Source organism: Paracoccus endophyticus (genome assembly GCF_003286075.1).
In the GTDB taxonomy this organism is placed as follows: domain Bacteria; phylum Pseudomonadota; class Alphaproteobacteria; order Rhodobacterales; family Rhodobacteraceae; genus Paracoccus; species Paracoccus endophyticus.
The window spans coordinates 18,527-32,885 of sequence record NZ_QLUV01000009.1 but is presented as its reverse complement, the minus strand read 5'-3'; the positions used below and the strand labels follow the sequence as shown (position 1 = coordinate 32,885).

The 14,359-nt window shown below is 70.0% G+C and carries 16 protein-coding genes and 1 tRNA gene; 4 read left to right on the top strand and 13 right to left on the bottom strand.

Features of this window, described 5'->3' with window-relative positions:
- The first annotated feature begins 71 nt into the window (after positions 1–71).
- Together DPQ23_RS11035 and DPQ23_RS11030 are read left to right on the top strand one after the other, a co-directional pair.
- The gene (locus tag DPQ23_RS11035) at positions 72–1,370 is read left to right on the top strand and encodes an ABC transporter permease (protein WP_112874785.1); all 1,299 of its coding nucleotides are present in this window, start codon (positions 72–74) and stop codon (positions 1,368–1,370) included.
- Positions 1,371–1,374: 4 nt separating this feature from the next.
- Positions 1,375–2,346 carry an ABC transporter permease gene (locus DPQ23_RS11030; protein WP_112874783.1) on the top strand — a complete coding sequence of 324 codons (972 nt, stop codon included), beginning with the start codon at positions 1,375–1,377 and terminating at the stop codon, positions 2,344–2,346.
- Between the two features lie 16 nt (positions 2,347–2,362).
- On the opposite strand, the gene DPQ23_RS11025 is transcribed toward DPQ23_RS11030, so the two are convergent.
- The 11 genes from DPQ23_RS11025 to DPQ23_RS10975 all read right to left on the bottom strand — a co-directional run bounded on the left by DPQ23_RS11025 (position 2,363) and on the right by DPQ23_RS10975 (position 11,484).
- Positions 2,363–3,307, bottom strand: a complete 945-nt coding sequence (locus tag DPQ23_RS11025; protein WP_112874781.1) for an AEC family transporter — start codon at positions 3,305–3,307, stop codon at positions 2,363–2,365.
- The gene (locus DPQ23_RS11020; protein WP_112874779.1) at positions 3,304–4,101 is read right to left on the bottom strand and encodes an MBL fold metallo-hydrolase; all 798 of its coding nucleotides are present in this window, start codon (positions 4,099–4,101) and stop codon (positions 3,304–3,306) included. Before DPQ23_RS11020 ends, DPQ23_RS11025 begins: the two co-directional genes overlap by 4 nt.
- Positions 4,098–4,892: a TatD family hydrolase gene (locus DPQ23_RS11015; RefSeq protein WP_112874777.1), complete on the bottom strand. Its 795-nt coding sequence runs from the start codon at positions 4,890–4,892 to the stop codon at positions 4,098–4,100. The genes DPQ23_RS11020 and DPQ23_RS11015 overlap by 4 nt, the downstream gene beginning before the upstream one ends.
- A 4-nt stretch (positions 4,893–4,896) precedes the next feature.
- Positions 4,897–6,000 (bottom strand): DNA polymerase III subunit delta', encoded by a 1,104-nt coding sequence (locus tag DPQ23_RS11010; RefSeq protein WP_112874776.1) that lies wholly within the window; start codon positions 5,998–6,000, stop codon positions 4,897–4,899.
- Positions 5,997–6,671: a dTMP kinase gene (gene tmk, locus DPQ23_RS11005; protein WP_112874774.1), complete on the bottom strand. Its 675-nt coding sequence runs from the start codon at positions 6,669–6,671 to the stop codon at positions 5,997–5,999. The genes DPQ23_RS11010 and tmk overlap by 4 nt, the downstream gene beginning before the upstream one ends.
- 19 nt (positions 6,672–6,690) lie before the next feature.
- Positions 6,691–7,836, bottom strand: coding sequence for a D-alanyl-D-alanine carboxypeptidase family protein (locus tag DPQ23_RS11000; RefSeq protein WP_112874920.1), 1,146 nt, complete (start codon positions 7,834–7,836; stop codon positions 6,691–6,693).
- Positions 7,837–8,231: 395 nt separating this feature from the next.
- A complete protein-coding gene (locus tag DPQ23_RS10995) occupies positions 8,232–9,650 on the bottom strand; it encodes a DEAD/DEAH box helicase (RefSeq protein ID WP_112874919.1) in 1,419 nt (472 codons plus the stop codon).
- 253 nt (positions 9,651–9,903) lie between these two features.
- Complete coding sequence (dtd, locus tag DPQ23_RS10990) at positions 9,904–10,353, bottom strand: D-aminoacyl-tRNA deacylase (RefSeq protein WP_112874773.1); 450 nt, start codon at positions 10,351–10,353, stop codon at positions 9,904–9,906.
- Positions 10,350–10,772 carry a DUF6691 family protein gene (locus tag DPQ23_RS10985; RefSeq protein ID WP_112874772.1) on the bottom strand — a complete coding sequence of 141 codons (423 nt, stop codon included), beginning with the start codon at positions 10,770–10,772 and terminating at the stop codon, positions 10,350–10,352. The genes dtd and DPQ23_RS10985 overlap by 4 nt, the downstream gene beginning before the upstream one ends.
- Positions 10,772–11,200, bottom strand: coding sequence for a YeeE/YedE family protein (locus DPQ23_RS10980; RefSeq protein ID WP_112874917.1), 429 nt, complete (start codon positions 11,198–11,200; stop codon positions 10,772–10,774). Before DPQ23_RS10980 ends, DPQ23_RS10985 begins: the two co-directional genes overlap by 1 nt.
- A 56-nt stretch (positions 11,201–11,256) precedes the next feature.
- Complete coding sequence (locus DPQ23_RS10975; RefSeq protein ID WP_112874770.1) at positions 11,257–11,484, bottom strand: hypothetical protein; 228 nt, start codon at positions 11,482–11,484, stop codon at positions 11,257–11,259.
- A gap of 129 nt (positions 11,485–11,613) precedes the next feature.
- Between DPQ23_RS10975 and DPQ23_RS10970 the strand changes: the two genes are divergently transcribed.
- Both DPQ23_RS10970 and DPQ23_RS10965 read left to right on the top strand, forming a co-directional pair.
- Positions 11,614–11,862, top strand: a complete 249-nt coding sequence (locus DPQ23_RS10970; protein ID WP_112874769.1) for a DUF2312 domain-containing protein — start codon at positions 11,614–11,616, stop codon at positions 11,860–11,862.
- Between the two features lie 225 nt (positions 11,863–12,087).
- Positions 12,088–12,453: a hypothetical protein gene (locus tag DPQ23_RS10965; RefSeq protein ID WP_112874767.1), complete on the top strand. Its 366-nt coding sequence runs from the start codon at positions 12,088–12,090 to the stop codon at positions 12,451–12,453.
- Between the two features lie 127 nt (positions 12,454–12,580).
- On the opposite strand, the gene DPQ23_RS10960 is transcribed toward DPQ23_RS10965, so the two are convergent.
- Both DPQ23_RS10960 and DPQ23_RS10955 read right to left on the bottom strand, forming a co-directional pair.
- A tRNA-Thr gene (locus DPQ23_RS10960) sits at positions 12,581–12,655 on the bottom strand.
- A gap of 43 nt (positions 12,656–12,698) precedes the next feature.
- Positions 12,699–14,315 (bottom strand): ABC transporter permease, encoded by a 1,617-nt coding sequence (locus DPQ23_RS10955; RefSeq protein WP_112874765.1) that lies wholly within the window; start codon positions 14,313–14,315, stop codon positions 12,699–12,701.
- Positions 14,316–14,359 lie beyond the last annotated feature (44 nt).

Here is a 14,359-nt window from a genome sequence, read left to right as displayed (position 1 = left end):
CTTCTTGCCCGCGCAGGCGGCCGCATGGCCGTCCGCGTCCCTTGTTCGACCGATCTGCGAGGACGCCTGACATGGCCGCGCTCGACCCTCATGCCGCCGTCGTGACCGGGGCCACCGGCGCCGTTCCCGTGGCCGCCCTGACCACCGCGGACGGGCGGCCGCTAGCCCGCGCGCTGGCGATCAGCTCGCGCCGCGCCCGGCGCCGTGCCTTTCTGCTGGTGCTGCCGCTGCTGGCGTTCGTGCTGATCACCTTCGTGGTGCCGATCGGGCAGATGCTGCACCGGTCCATGTACAACGACGGGTTTGCGGCCAACATGCCGCAGGTGTCGCAATGGTTCGCCGACACGCCGCCGGGGACCGAGCCCGACGAGGCCGCCTTTGCCGCGCTGGCCGCCGATCTGACCGCCGCGGCCGAGGCCAAGACCATCGGCATCGTGGGCACGCGCATCAACTATGACGTGCCGGGGACACGGTCGCTGTTCACCGCCACAGGGCGCAAGGCCCGCGGCGGGTTCGAGCCGCCCTACAAGGCCGCCCTGCTGGACGCCGACGAGAAATGGGGCGACCTGCGCCTGTGGCGTGTGATGCGCAACGCCTCGACGGCCTATACGTCGAACTTCTACCTGGCCGCTGTCGACCGCACCCGCGACGACGAGGGGCGGATCGTCATGGCCCCGGCCCAGCAGCAGGTCTATGTCATGCTGTTCCAGCGGACGCTGGTTCTGTCGCTGCTGATCACCCTGACGACGTTCCTGCTGGGGTTTCCGATCGCGCACCTGCTGGCGACGCTGCCGATGCGCCGGTCGAACCTGCTGATGATCCTGGTCCTGCTGCCGTTCTGGACCTCGCTTCTGGTGCGCACGACGGCGTGGATGGTGCTGCTGCAGCAGCAGGGGGTCATCAACGACCTGCTGGTCTGGATGGGCGCCATCGACGAGCAGGGCCGCCTGTCGATGATGTACAACCAGATCGGCACGGTCATCGCCATGACCCATATCCTGCTGCCGTTCATGATCCTGCCGCTCTATTCGGTGATGCGGACGATCAACCCCAGCTATGTCCGCGCGGCGCGCAGCCTTGGCGCGACAAGCTGGACCGCGTTCCGCCGGGTCTATTTCCCGCAGACGCTGCCGGGGCTGGGGGCAGGGGCGCTGCTCGTGTTCATCCTGGCGGTCGGCTACTACATCACGCCCGCGCTGGTCGGCGGATCGTCGGGGCAGCTGATCTCCAACATGATCGCCATGCACATGACCGAGACGCTGAACTGGTCGATGGCCGCAGCCCTGGCAGCCCTGCTGCTGGGCGGGGTGCTGGTGCTGTACTGGGTCTACGACCGTCTGGTCGGGATCGACAATCTCAAGCTGGGGTGAACCGATGGCGCTTCCAACCTATGCCTCGCCGCTCGAGAAGGTCTGGCACTGGACCTATATCGGGATCTGCGTGGCGATCTTTGTCTTCCTGATCGCCCCGATCATCGTGGTCATCCCGCTGTCGTTCAACGCCGAGCCGTATTTCACCTTTACGGACAAGATGCTGTCGTTCGATCCCGACGGCTATTCGATGCGCTGGTACGACAGCCTGCTGACCTTTGGCATGGTCCGCAGCGAGGCGCCGCGCGACGCCAGCTGGTGGGCGGACGCCTGGGCGAACGCGAAATGGATCAGCGCGGCCAAGAACTCGCTGATCATCGGGTTCTTCTCGACCATCGTGGCGACGGTGCTGGGCACGCTGGCCGCGCTGGGCCTGTCGCGGCCCGAGATGCCGTTCCGCCGTCTCATCATGGCGGTGCTGATCTCGCCCATGATCGTGCCGATCATCATCACGGCGACGGGGATGTTCTTCTTCTACTCCTCGACCTGCGTCGATTCGACCACGACGCTGGGGCGGATGCTGGCGCCGGTGCTGTCGAACTCGGGCTGTCTGGCCAATACCTATCTGGGCGTGGTTCTGGCGCACGCCACGCTGGGCATTCCCTTCGTCATCATCACCGTCACGGCGACGCTGATCGGGTTCGACCAGTCGCTGAACCGGGCGGCCGCGTCACTGGGGGCGAACCCGCGCACGACGTTCTTCAAGGTCACGATGCCGCTGATCCTGCCGGGGGTGATCTCGGGCGCGCTGTTTGCGTTCGTCACCTCGTTCGACGAGGTGGTGGCGGTGCTGTTCATCGCCGGGCCCGACCAGCAGACCATCCCGCGCCAGATGTGGAACGGCATCCGCGAACAGATCAGCCCCGCCATCCTGGCCGTGGCGACGCTGCTGGTGATCTTTTCCATTGCGCTGCTGACCACGGTCGAGCTGCTGCGGCGGCGCGGCGAACGCTTGCGGGGCCTGACGCCCGCATGACGATTGCGGGCGATCCTCAGGGCAGGATCGCCAGCCACACCCAGATCGACAGGATCGACAGCGCGGTCGCGACCAGAACGGTGGACGCGGCCACCCGCATCGCCGCGCCGTAAAGGCTGGCGAACAGATAGGCGTTCACGCCCGGGGCCATCGCCGCTGTCATCACGGCCGAGCGCAGGGCGGCGGTGTCCAGCCCAAGCGCCTGCGCCAGTCCCCAGGTGATCGCCGGATGCACGATCAGCGAACAGGCGCAGCAGGTGGCGATGGTGGCTGCGTCCCCCTCGGGCTTGTAGCGGACAAGAACGCCCCCCAGGCCGAACAACGCGGCCGGCAGGGCGGCCCGCGCGATCATGTCCACGCCGCCCCAGAACCCCTCGGGCATCGCCAGACCGGCTGTCGTCAGCACGTTCATCGCCAGCCCAGTGAGAATGCCGATCACCAACGGCGTCCGCGCAACGCCCTTCAGCGCGCGCAGCGCCACCCGCCCCGCCGAGACGCCCGAGCCATGGGCGCGCGTGAACTCCATGAAGGTGATGCCAAAGGTGTAAAGCAGCGGCGAATGCAGCGCGATGATGGCGAAATTGCCTGCCGTGGCATCGACGCCGTAAGCCCGTTCCGTGATCGGCACCCCCAGCAGCAGAGAGTTCGAGAACAGGCAGACGAATCCGATGGCAACCGCATCCTGCGGCGGGCGGTCAAACAGCCGCCGCGCCGCCCCCCACCCCAGGAAGAACGAGGCGAAGGCCCCGGCATAGAACGACAGCAGCAGCGCCGGGTCGAAGTTGGCCGAAAGGTCCAGGCCCGCCATGGACCGGAACAGCAGCACCGGCACCGCGAAGTTCTGCGCAAAGCGCATCAGCCCGTCCACGGCCTCGGCGCTGAACATCCGCCGCCAGGCCACGACATAGCCAAAGCCGATCACCAGGAACACCGGCATAATGACGGTGAACAGGGCGCTCATACCGTCAGGACGAGTCCGTCATGGGCGGGAATGACATGCGACGGCGTGCGCGCCATCACGGCGTCGTAGTCCAGGTCGATGTGCATGTTGGTGATTACGCCGCGGGGCACGCGCGACCGTTCGATCCACGCCAGCGCCTGGTCCAGATTGGCGTGGCTGGGGTGCGGCGTATAGCGCAGCGCGTCGCAGATGAACAGCTCGGCCCCTATGATGGCCGGCCAGGCGTCCTCCGGGATCGTCAGCACGTCGGGCAGATAGACCAGCGCCCCGCCGCCGCCCTGAACGCGGAACCCCAGCGCCGGGACGCCGCCGTGATCGACGGTGAACGGGGTCAGCCGCACGGGGCCGCCTGCGCCATCCACGGAAAACGGCCCCTCGATGGCGTTCAGCGCCACGATGGGCGGATAATCCGACCCCGGCGGCGTCTCGAAGACATAGCGGAACCGCGTCAGCAGGGCGTGCGCCGTCGGCGCGTCGGCCCAGCCGGGCAGCAGGCTGCGGCGGTTGTGCACGATCTGGCGCAGGTCGTCGATGCCGTGGATGTGGTCGGCGTGCGGGTGCGTCCAGACCACGGCGTCCAGCAGCCCCACGCCCGCGTCCGTCAACTGCGGCACAAGGTCGGGGCCGGTGTCGATCAGCAGGCGCGTCGTGCCCTCGGCCCCCGGACGCTCGACCAGCAGGGCGCAGCGGCGGCGGCGGTTCTTCGGGTTCGTCGGGTCGCAGCCCCCCCAGTGCCCACCCAGCCGGGGCACCCCCCCCGACGAGCCGCAGCCCAGGATGGTGGCGCGGATCATGCCGCCGCCCGCGTGAACAGCCGGTCAAAGTTGGCCGTGGTCCGGGCCGCGAACTCGGCCGGCGTCAGGCCGTACAGCGCGGCACCGACGCGGGCGGTGTGGGCGACATAGGCCGGTTCGTTGCGCTTGCCGCGATGCGGCGGCGGCGCAAGATAGGGGGCGTCCGTCTCGACCAGCACGCGGTCCACGGGCGCTGCGGCAAAGATCGCGCGGATGTCGGCGGACCGCGGAAAGGCCGCGATGCCCGACATCGACAGATAGAACCCCAGCCCCAGCGCCGTCTCGGCCAGCGCGGCACCCGAGGTGTAACAGTGCATCACGCAGGAAAACGCGCCCGCCGCGTGTTCCCGTGACAGGATGCGCGCCATGTCCGCATCGGCATCGCGCGAATGGATGATCAGCGGCAGGCCGGTGCGGCGCGCGGCCTCGATGTGGACCAGCAGGCTGTCGTGCTGAATGGCGGCGCCGTCGGCGGTGTAATGGTAATCCAGCCCCGTCTCGCCGATGCCCACGAACCGGGGATGGGCGGCCAGCGCGGTCAGCTGGTCCACCGTGACCAGCGGCTCCTCGGCGGCCGACATCGGGTGGGTGCCGGCCGCGTAGAACACGCCCCCGTGGGCCTCGGCCAGCGCCCTGACCTGGGGCTCCTGCCGCAGGCGGGTGCAGATCGTGACCATCCGCGTGACGCCCGCCGCGCGGGCACGGGCGACCAGGTCGCCGTGCTCGCCGGCGAAGTCGGGAAAGTCCAGGTGGCAGTGGCTGTCCACAAGGGCGGGAAGGGTCGTGGTCATCGCGTCATCCTAGGGCCGCGGCGTCGCCCGCGTCAGACCCCTGCGCCAGGGTCATCAGCATATCCATCACCAGCGCGGCCGGGTCAAGGTTGACCGCCCGGCCGCGCCGGGCGCGGGCCGACAGCGCCGCCTGGGCCGCGGCCCAGCCGCGCGCGGCGCGGTCGTCGGGCGACAGCCGCGCCAGTGCCGCCCCCTCGCGGTCGGCGGCCTCGGGCAGGGGTGGTCCCATCAGACCCGCCCGCGCCGCACGGGACAGGAAACGGTCGAGCAGCGTCATCGTCAGGTCGAAGGGATCGCCCTCGGCCGACGGGCGCGCGCCGGCGGCATCGGCCAGCGCAGCCGCACGGGGCCGGTCCATCCGGGGCAGGGTGTCGAACAGATCGACGATCTGCTGGTACCGCGCCAGCCCGTCCTGACCCGACAGCCGCAGCGCCTCGCCCACGGACCCGGCGGCCAGCGCCGCCAGCCGCGCGGGATCGCCCGCCACGTCCAGCGGGGCCAATGCGGCCGCCATGTCGTCGGGCGACAGCGGCGCCAGGCGCAGCGTGCGGCACCGCGACCGGATCGTCGGCAGCAGCCGCGCCGGCTGATGCGCGACCAGCAGCAGCACCGCGCCCTGCGGCGGCTCCTCCAGCAGCTTGAGGACGGCGTTCGCGGCGGAGGCGTTCATCTCGTCGGCAGCGTCGATCAGGGCCACGCGCCGCCCGCCCTCGGCCGCGCTCATGTGGAAAAACGTCAGCAGGCGGCGGATCTCCTCCACCGTGATCTCGGACCGCAGCCGGCCGGTCTTGTCGTCCACACCACGGCGGACCAGGTGCAGGCGCGGCTCGGACAGTGCCAGGATGCGGCGTGCGACGGGGTGATCGGGGGATACGCTCAGGTCGGGGGCGGTGCCGTCCGACAGCAGCCAGCGCGCGATCGTCCAGGCCAGCGTGGCCTTGCCAGTGCCGCGTGGGCCGGTGATCAGCCAGCCGTGATGCAGCCGGTGGGCCAGCGCCGCACCCGTGAACTCGGCGATGGCGGCGTCCTGTCCGAAGATGCGCGGCGTCTCGCGCGGGTGGGGGGCGCCGGGGACGCGGTCCGGCTCGGGCGTGGTCTCGTCCGTCATGCCAGGGCCGCGGGCAGCGCGGCGCGAACGCGGGCCGCCACCCCCTCCGGGTCGCCCGAGCCGTCAATCAGCCGCACGCGGTCGGGAAACTCGTCCGCCAGCGCGCGAAACCCGCCGCGCAGGCGCATCTGAAACGGCAGCCCCATCGACTCGAACCGATCCTCGGGGCCATTGGCGGGGGGCGACTGAGCAGCGCCCGCCGGCGCCGGCCGCACCCCGGCGTGATCGCCTGCATCCCGCATCGAGGTGCGGGCCAGCGCCTGGGCGGGGTCCAGGTCGATCACCAGCGTCAGGTCCGGCTCGACCCCGATCACCAGCGCGTGCAGGGAATCGACCAGCGTCCGCAGATCACCGCGCGCTGCACCCTGATAGACGCGGCTGGAATCGGCAAAACGGTCGCTGACCACGACAGCGCCACGGGCCAGCGCCGGGCGGATCGTGCGTTCCAGGTGGTCGCGGCGCGCGGCGTTGAACAGCAAAAGCTCGGCTTCGGGCGACCAGCGCTCGCCGCGCCCCTCGACCAGCAGGCGGCGGATCTCCTCGGCGCCGGGCGAGCCGCCGGGTTCGCGCGTCAGCACGACCTCGTGCCCCCTGGCGCGCAGATGCTGCGCCAGCAGGCGGGCCTGCGTCGATTTGCCAGAACCGTCGATTCCCTCAAGGCTGATGAACACCACGCTTGCCCGGCTGCGCTCAGTTGCCGACGGCGACGATGGCGCGGCTGCCAAGGCGCTGCGCGGCGCCGCGCAACCGGCCCAGCACACCCGCGCGGGGCACGTCGACTGCCGCCAGCAGGGGCAGGCGCGATTCCACCGCCCCGGGGATCGTGACGACCAGGTCGCCCAGCCGCTGGCCTGCGGTGATTGGGGCCTCGACCGGGCCGTTGAACACCGCCTCGGCGGTCACGCCCTGCGCGGCGTCGGCGGGGATCAGGACGCGCACGCCGTCCGCCGTGGTCAGCGCCACCCGTCCCGATGCGCCCAGCCAGACGGGCGCCTCGGCCACGGTTTCGCCCTTGGGCACCAGCGTCTTCATGGTGAATTGCCGAAAGGCCCAGTTGACGATGCGCTCGGCCTCTTCGGCGCGGGCCTTTTCGCTGTCCAGTCCGGCCAGCACGAACACGATCCTGCGGTCGCCCTGCACGGCCGAGCCGACCAGGCCAAAGCCCGCCTCGGCGGTGTGGCCGGTCTTCAGCCCGTCGGCCCCGATGCCCAGCCCCAGCAGGGGGTTGCGGTTGTTGCGGTTGGCAGGGGCGCGGTTGTCGAAGGCATATTCCTCGATCGCGAAGTTCTTGTAGAGTTCGGGAAAGTCGGTGATCAGGTGCTGCGCCAGCAGCCCCAGATCATGGGCCGACATGCGATGCTCGGGGTCGGGCCAGCCCGAGGCGTTGGTGAAATGCGATTGCGTCAGGCCCAGTGCGCGGCCGCGCTCGGTCATCTGGCGGGCGAACGCCTGCTCGGTGCCGGCCAGCCCCTCGGCCACCACCACGCAGGCGTCGTTGCCCGACAGCACGATGATGCCCTTGATCAGCTGCTCGACGGTCGGCCGGTCCCGTTCGTTCAGGAACATGGTCGAGCCCTTCATCTGGCGGGCCTTGGTCGAGACGGGAAACTGCGTGTCCATGGCGACGCGCCCCTCGTGCAGCGCCTCGAACAGCATGTAGATGGTCATCAGCTTGGACATCGACGCGGGGGGCAGGGGCTGATCGGCGTTCTTTTCCATCAGCATGCTGCCGGTGGACATGTCATAGACCCATGCCGCCCGGGCGTTGGTGTCGAACCCCGGCAGGGCGGCGCGCACCTGGTCGCCCGCCGGTGCCGCAGTCCCTGCCGGACCCATCGCCTGCGACAGCGCGTCCGTCAGGGCGTCAGGCTGCCCCGCAGAAGGGGGGGTCTGCGCCGCCAGCGGCAGCGCCAGGCCCAGCAGCGCGACAATCAGGGTGCGGGACAGGATCGCGCGCATGACAATGGTCCTTTACCTGTTTGGGAAGGGTTAACGCAGCGGTTCGGCGGTCGCAACGCCGCCGCCCCCACCCTGCCGCACCCAAGGTAAAGATTTGCTGAACGCCGTTCCGGCAAAGCGGTGGCGCTGTCCTGGCAAACAGGACTGCGCGGCGACGAGGGTTGCCGGCGACGGTCCCCCGGCCGATGCCGGTCCCTGACCGGCCGTGGACCCCTCACACGGGACCTGCCGGACAGGAAACGGGCGGGGCACGCGGCCCCGCCCGATCCTGATCAGTGCTGCGCGGACTTGGGCGCGCGCGACGGGCGGCGGGCCGGGCGCTTGCGGGCGGGGCCCGCCGACATCGCGGGCTTGCCGCCGACCTTGCGGGCCGCAGGCACGGGGCCGACCGGCGGCTCGCCCCCGATGACCGGGATCGTGGCCTTCATCGCCTTTTCGACGGCGCGCAGTTCGCCCACCTCGGCCGGGGCGCAGAACGCGACGGCGCGGCCATCGCGGCCCGCCCGCGCGGTGCGGCCGATGCGGTGGACATAGTTTTCCGGCACGTTCGGCAGGTCATAGTTGTAGATGTGCGCGACCTGCGGGATATCCAGCCCGCGCGCCGCCACGTCCGTGGCCACCAGAACATGGGTCTGTTCCGCACGGAACGACGCAAGGGCGCGTTCGCGCTGGCCCTGGCTCTTGTTGCCGTGGATGGTGTCGACCTTGAAGCCCCATTTCTGCAGCAGGGTGTACAGCTTTTCCGACCCGTGCTTGGTGCGCCCGAAGACGATCGCCAGCTCGCCCGGGTGCTTGGCCAGGTACTCGGCCAGCAGCGCGGCCTTGTCGCCCTGGTTGACGAAGTGGACGCCCTGCTCGATCCGCTCGGCCGGCTTGCCGGGCGGGTTCACCGCGACGCGCACCGGGTCCTGCAGATAGCTGTCGGCCAATTCCTCCATCAGCTTGGGCATGGTGGCCGAGAACAGCAGCGTCTGGCGGTCCGGCGGCAGCAGCTTGGCAATGCGGCGCAGCGCATGGATGAAGCCGATGTCCAGCATCTGGTCCGCCTCGTCCAGCACCAGATAGCGCGTGTCGTCAAAGCGGACTGCCTTGCGCTCGATCAGGTCGATCAGGCGGCCGGGCGTGGCGATCAGGATGTCCACGCCACGCGACAGCCGGTCCACCTGCACGTTGATCGAGGCGCCGCCCACCACGCGAAAGGCGCGCAGGCCGGTGCCATGGGCAAAGGATTCGACGTTGCGGGCGATCTGGGTCGCCAGTTCGCGTGTCGGCGCCAGGATCAGCGCGCGGCAGGTCCCCGGCTCGGCGCGCTTGCCGGCCACCAGCAGCCGGGTCAGCATCGGCAATGCAAAGGCCGCGGTCTTGCCGGTGCCGGTCTGGGCCAGGCCCAGCAGGTCGCGGCCCTTGACGATGGCGGGGATCGCCTCGGCCTGGATCGGCGTCGGATCGGTCAGCCCCAGGTCGGGCAGGTTGATCGCCACGCGCGGGTCGATGCCCATGCGGGTGAACGGCGTGTCCATATCGGGGATGGCGCGGCGGACAAAAGGTTCGGCCTCGGCCGGGCCACGCTTGCGCGGACCGCGCTTGGCCATGAAACCGGGAGAGTTCGGCTTGCCCGCGCGATCGGCTGCGGGAGCACGGTCGAAGCGCGGCTTGCCCGGACGGGCCGGGCGGGTGTCGGTCATTGTCATCATTCGTTCCTTGGCGCGCCGGCCCCCGTATCGGGCCGCACGCAGGGTCCCGCGCGGCCAGGGGCCGTGACGGAACAGACGTAAGGGTGCGGGTCAGATACGAAACCCGCCGGCGACCCTTGCGTGACATGGGAACCAGATGAAACGTCGTGCCCTGGCAGGAAACCTGCGGCTGCTCACGCGGCAGCGGACGGCGACTGGGAACAGATGGGCTGACCGGGGGACAAAGTCAACCCGTGGCGCGCAGGAACGCTCAGCCCCGGACGGCGCTGTCCAGCCAGATCGTCACCGGGCCGTCGTTGACCAGCGCCACGCGCATGTCCGCGCCGAAGACGCCGGTCTGCACCGGAACGCCCAAGTCCCGCAGGGCCGCGGCAAAGCGCAGGTAAAGCGCCTCGCCCGTCTCTGGCGCGGCGGCGGCGGAAAAGCCGGGTCGGTTGCCCGTGCGGGTGTCGGCGGCCAGCGTGAACTGGCTGACGACCAGCGCGCCGCCGCCCGTGTCCAGGACCGAGCGGTTCATCTTATCGGCCTCGTCCCGGAAGATGCGCAGCCTGGCCACGCGCGCGGCCAGCCTGTCGGCCTGGCCCTCGTCGTCGCCCTGCATGGCGCAGACCAGGACCAGCAGGCCCGGCCCGATGCGCCCGACGGACGCGCCTGCGACCGTCACCTCGGCCTCGGCCACGCGCTGGACCAGCGCCCTCATGCAAGCCAGCGTGCGGCCCGCATCCCGGCCAGCATCGCGGCCACGAAGACCAGGATCCCGATCCCGCCGGTCAGCAGGGACGCCGCCGCCGGACCGGGGCAATAGCCCGCAAGCCCCCAGCCCAGGCCGAACAGCATCGAGCCGACGAACAGTCGCGCATCAAGCCGGGCAGGGGGCGGGCCGGGCATCGGATCGCCGGTGGCGGCAAGGTCCATCCGCGCGGCCCGCCGCCATGCCACCGCCATCACCGCGACAGCACCGCCCATCACGAACACCAGCGTCGGGTCCCATGCCCCGAACAGGTCCAGAAAGCCGCGGACCTTGGCGGGATCGGTCATGCCGGACACCACCAGCCCGGCACCGAACAGCGCCCCCGACAGCAGCGCGATGATCGCCCGCAAACCTTGGGTCCGCGCCATCACGCCCACCCCGCCCAGCGCGCGACAAGCACGCCCACCACGCCGAAGGCGATATAGGTTGCGGTCGCCGCGATCCCGCGCGGCGCCAGCCGCGAGACGCCGCAGACCCCGTGGCCCGAGGTGCAGCCGTTGGCCACCCGAGAGCCGAAGCCCACCAGAAGCCCGGCGAGGATCAGCACCGGCCAGCCGACCAGCGGCGCAAACCCCTGCGCGGGGCCAAGATGCACCAGCAGGGCGGGCATCGCCACCAGCCCGACCACAAAGGCGATCCGCTCGATGCGCCGGTCGGGGCCTGCCGAAGCCGGGGACAGCAGCCCCGCGATCAGCCCGCTGGCGCCCATGACCTGTCCGACGCCGAACAGGAACGCCGCCGCCGCCGCGCCGATCATCAGCCCGCCCAGCAATCCCAGCATCCAGTCCGTCGGCATGGCGGTCCCCCCCATCGCATGGCTTGCGGGGAAATATATTCGAGTTGTCGAATGTGTCAACGCCCCAGCATGATGCCCAGAACCACGGCCATCAGCCCCAGCATCGACGCGGCCAGCGCCGCCATGTTCACGGCGACCACGCGTTGCATCCGGGCGCGCATGGCGGCGTCGTCGACCCCCGCGCGCCGCGCCCCCACCACGGCTGCGATGCACCACACGATGCCGATCAGCCCGGCCGCGGTCAGCGCGGCACCCCCCCAGATCAGCAGGTCGAAAGCGGTCATTGCGGTCTTCCTTTTCCATCCGGCCACGCCCGACCGGCCCTTGTCCGGTCCGGCGCGCGTTAGCGGCGATTGCGCGATGGGGCAAGACGCCCTAGGACACGGCCTCGGTCAAGCAGAGGGACACAGCGGATGAGCGACGATCAGGCCTATGGCATCGCGGCGGGCGAGCTGCGGCAGTTCATCGAACAGTACGAACAGCTCGACGCCGAGAAAAGCGACGTGGCCGAGCGCCAGAAAGAGCTGATGGCCGAGGCCAAGGCGCGTGGCTATGACACCAAGGTCATGCGCAAGGTCATTGCCCTGCGCAAGCGCGACAAGGACGACATCGCCGAGGAAGAGGCGATCCTGGACATGTACAAGGCAGCGCTGGGGATGTGAGGGCGCAGGCAGCCCGGGCGCTGGGGACGGCGTTCAAGCCGTGGTGACCGGCGCTGTCGTGGCTGGACGAGGGGACGCCGGCGACGTGGCCGCGGGGACCGCAGGCGGTTGCAGATGCACGGGACTTGCCTGACCGGCTGCGCGAGGCAACTGCGTGACAAGAGAGAGACTGACTACCAGAATCCTGACCGCCGTGCCTAGTTGGTGTAAATGAGAGAGGGAACGATGACCACGCTCGCGTCCGAGGCGCAGCTTCACGCCATCGAAGTGTTCTTCGGTGCACCACCTGAAGGCCCGTTTACGCTGGAACTCGCAACCTATGTGCTGAGCGTTCGGGATTATGTTGCCGCCGTCGCTGACCTTTGCGGCGAAGGGGGACGCCCTATCTCGCTCAACGTTTGTCGCGTCGTTGCCGCCAAAATGATGGACGACGACTCGTTCAAGCGGCACGTCACAGCTTGGAACAAAAGTCGTTTCTCTCGCGGCACTCACCACGAGGCCCCCCGGATGACCGCGAACCGCCAGTTCATGAGAGTGCTGTTTGAGCTTCTCAAGGCACACGCCGACCTTGACGCCTATCTGTCAGTCTGACGCCGCTCTTGCCAAAGTCTGTGCGGGGTAGGGTGTCAGTAACCCTGTTTGTTACCCCACCTGTTACCCTGCCCGGAAAACTATCCTGATCGTCGGCCTCAATACTCTCATGAGCTATTGATTCAGGTGGTGCCGGTTGAGGGATTTGAACCCCCGACCCCCTGATTACAAATCAGACGCTCTACCACTGAGCTAAACCGGCGCAGGCCAGCAGATACGCGCTGCGCGCGCGTCCGGCAAGACCGTCAGCGTCCCGGCCGGCCCAGGTTGGTGCGCGCCAGCAGGGCCACGGCGACCAGGCCCACCGCCATGACCAGCAGGGCGGCGGGGGCGGCGTTGCCCAGATCCTCCAGGCTGGCCTTCTCATGCACCCGCGTCGCCAGCGTCTCGTAGTTGAAGGGGCGCAGCAGCAGCGTGGCCGGCAGCTCTTTCGAGCAATCGACAAAGACCAGCAGCAGGGCCGAGGCCACGGACCCCCGCATCAGCGGCACGTAAAGGTCGCGCAGCACGCCCCCCGGGCCGCGCCCCAGCGACCGCGCGGCCATCGGCAGCGACGGCGAGACGCGCGTGAAGGCGGCGTCCAGCGCCCCCTGTCCCAGCGCGAAGAACCGCACGATATAGGCCGCCACGATGGCAAACCCGGTGCCCGTCAGGATCAGCCCGGGATCGGCGCCGGTCAGCCGCTCGACGGCATCGGCGATGCGGTGGTCCAGCGCGGCCAGCGGCACAAGGATGCCGACCGCCAGCACCGCGCCCGGCGCGGCATAGCCGATCGTCGTCACGGGCAGCAGCAGCCGCGGCAGCCGCAATCCCGACAGCCGCACGCCGTAGACCATGAACAGCGCCAGCGCGACGGTGGCGACCGCGGCGCCGCCCCCCAGGGTCAGGGTGTGGACCAGCGCCTGCGTCAGCCCCGGCCGGAACCAGCCCTGCGGATAGGCCAGCGCATAATGCCCGATCACCGCCACCGGCAGAACGAAACCCATCGCAAAGGGCAGGACGCAGGCCAGCGTTGCCAGCGCCGCCGGCCAGCCGCGCAGGCGCTGGCGGGTCACGGGGCGGGGATGACGCGCGCTTTGATGGTATCGGGCGCGGCGGCGGCTGATGCGCTCGACCAGCGACAGCGCCACCACGATCCCCAGGATCACCAGCGCGATCTGCGCGGCGCCGCCGGCGTTCTGCCCTTCGAGCCAGGTGGTGAAGATGCCGGTGTTCAGCGTCTGGACACCGAAATAGCTGACCACGCCATAATCGGCGACCGCCTCCATCATGGCGATGGCCGCGCCCGCGACGATGGCGGGACGCGCAAGCGGCAGGCCGACGCGGCGAAACAGGCCCCAGCCGCCGGTCCCCAGGGCGCGCGCGACCTCGTAGGCGCTGGCCGACTGCTCTGTCCAGGCGGTGCGGGCCAGCAGATAGACATAAGGATAAAGCGCGGCCGCCAGGACCACGATCGCGGCCTCGATCGAGCGGATCTCGGGGAACCAGTAGTCGCGGGCGGACTGCCATCCTGCGGCCTCGCGCAGGGCCGTCTGGACGGGACCCGAATAATCCAGGAAATCCGCCAGCGCATAGGCCCCGATATAGGCGGGCACGGCCAGCGGCAGCAGCAGCAGCCATTCCAGGGCGCGCCGTCCGGGAAAGTCGAACATCGTGACCAGCCACGCCGCGCCCGCCCCGGTGCTGGCGGCCAGCAGCCCCGTGCCCAGCGCCAGCACGACGGTGTTGGCCAGATAGCGCGGCAGGGTGGTGGCGATCAGGTGCGGCCAGATGTTGTCGGCCGGGTTCAGCGCCATCCACGCCACCGCCAGCACCGGCGCCATGACCAGCGCCGCGATCAGAAGGGCGCCCACCGACCACATCAGGCCGGCGCCATGACGCAGGTCCTGAACGGCGCGGCGGGGGG

Bases quoted from the DNA above. Each gene is read 5' to 3' on its own strand.
- DPQ23_RS11030 (WP_112874783.1), top strand. From the start codon at position 1,375: ATGGCGCTTCCAACCTATGCCTCGCCGCTCGAGAAGGTCTGGCACTGG.
- DPQ23_RS11020 (WP_112874779.1), bottom strand. From the start codon at position 4,101: ATGATCCGCGCCACCATCCTGGGCTGCGGCTCGTCGGGGGGGGTGCCC.
- DPQ23_RS10980 (WP_112874917.1), bottom strand. From the start codon at position 11,200: ATGCCGACGGACTGGATGCTGGGATTGCTGGGCGGGCTGATGATCGGC.
- DPQ23_RS10985 (WP_112874772.1), bottom strand. From the start codon at position 10,772: ATGGCGCGGACCCAAGGTTTGCGGGCGATCATCGCGCTGCTGTCGGGG.
- dtd (WP_112874773.1), bottom strand. From the start codon at position 10,353: ATGAGGGCGCTGGTCCAGCGCGTGGCCGAGGCCGAGGTGACGGTCGCA.
- DPQ23_RS11010 (WP_112874776.1), bottom strand. From the start codon at position 6,000: ATGACGGACGAGACCACGCCCGAGCCGGACCGCGTCCCCGGCGCCCCC.
- DPQ23_RS10975 (WP_112874770.1), bottom strand. From the start codon at position 11,484: ATGACCGCTTTCGACCTGCTGATCTGGGGGGGTGCCGCGCTGACCGCG.
- DPQ23_RS11025 (WP_112874781.1), bottom strand. From the start codon at position 3,307: ATGAGCGCCCTGTTCACCGTCATTATGCCGGTGTTCCTGGTGATCGGC.
- DPQ23_RS11000 (WP_112874920.1), bottom strand. From the start codon at position 7,836: ATGGGTCCGGCAGGGACTGCGGCACCGGCGGGCGACCAGGTGCGCGCC.
- DPQ23_RS10995 (WP_112874919.1), bottom strand. From the start codon at position 9,650: ATGACAATGACCGACACCCGCCCGGCCCGTCCGGGCAAGCCGCGCTTC.
- DPQ23_RS10955 (WP_112874765.1), bottom strand. From the start codon at position 14,315: ATGTGGTCGGTGGGCGCCCTTCTGATCGCGGCGCTGGTCATGGCGCCG.
- DPQ23_RS11035 (WP_112874785.1), top strand. From the start codon at position 72: ATGGCCGCGCTCGACCCTCATGCCGCCGTCGTGACCGGGGCCACCGGC.
- DPQ23_RS10965 (WP_112874767.1), top strand. From the start codon at position 12,088: ATGACCACGCTCGCGTCCGAGGCGCAGCTTCACGCCATCGAAGTGTTC.
- DPQ23_RS10970 (WP_112874769.1), top strand. From the start codon at position 11,614: ATGAGCGACGATCAGGCCTATGGCATCGCGGCGGGCGAGCTGCGGCAG.
- DPQ23_RS11015 (WP_112874777.1), bottom strand. From the start codon at position 4,892: ATGACCACGACCCTTCCCGCCCTTGTGGACAGCCACTGCCACCTGGAC.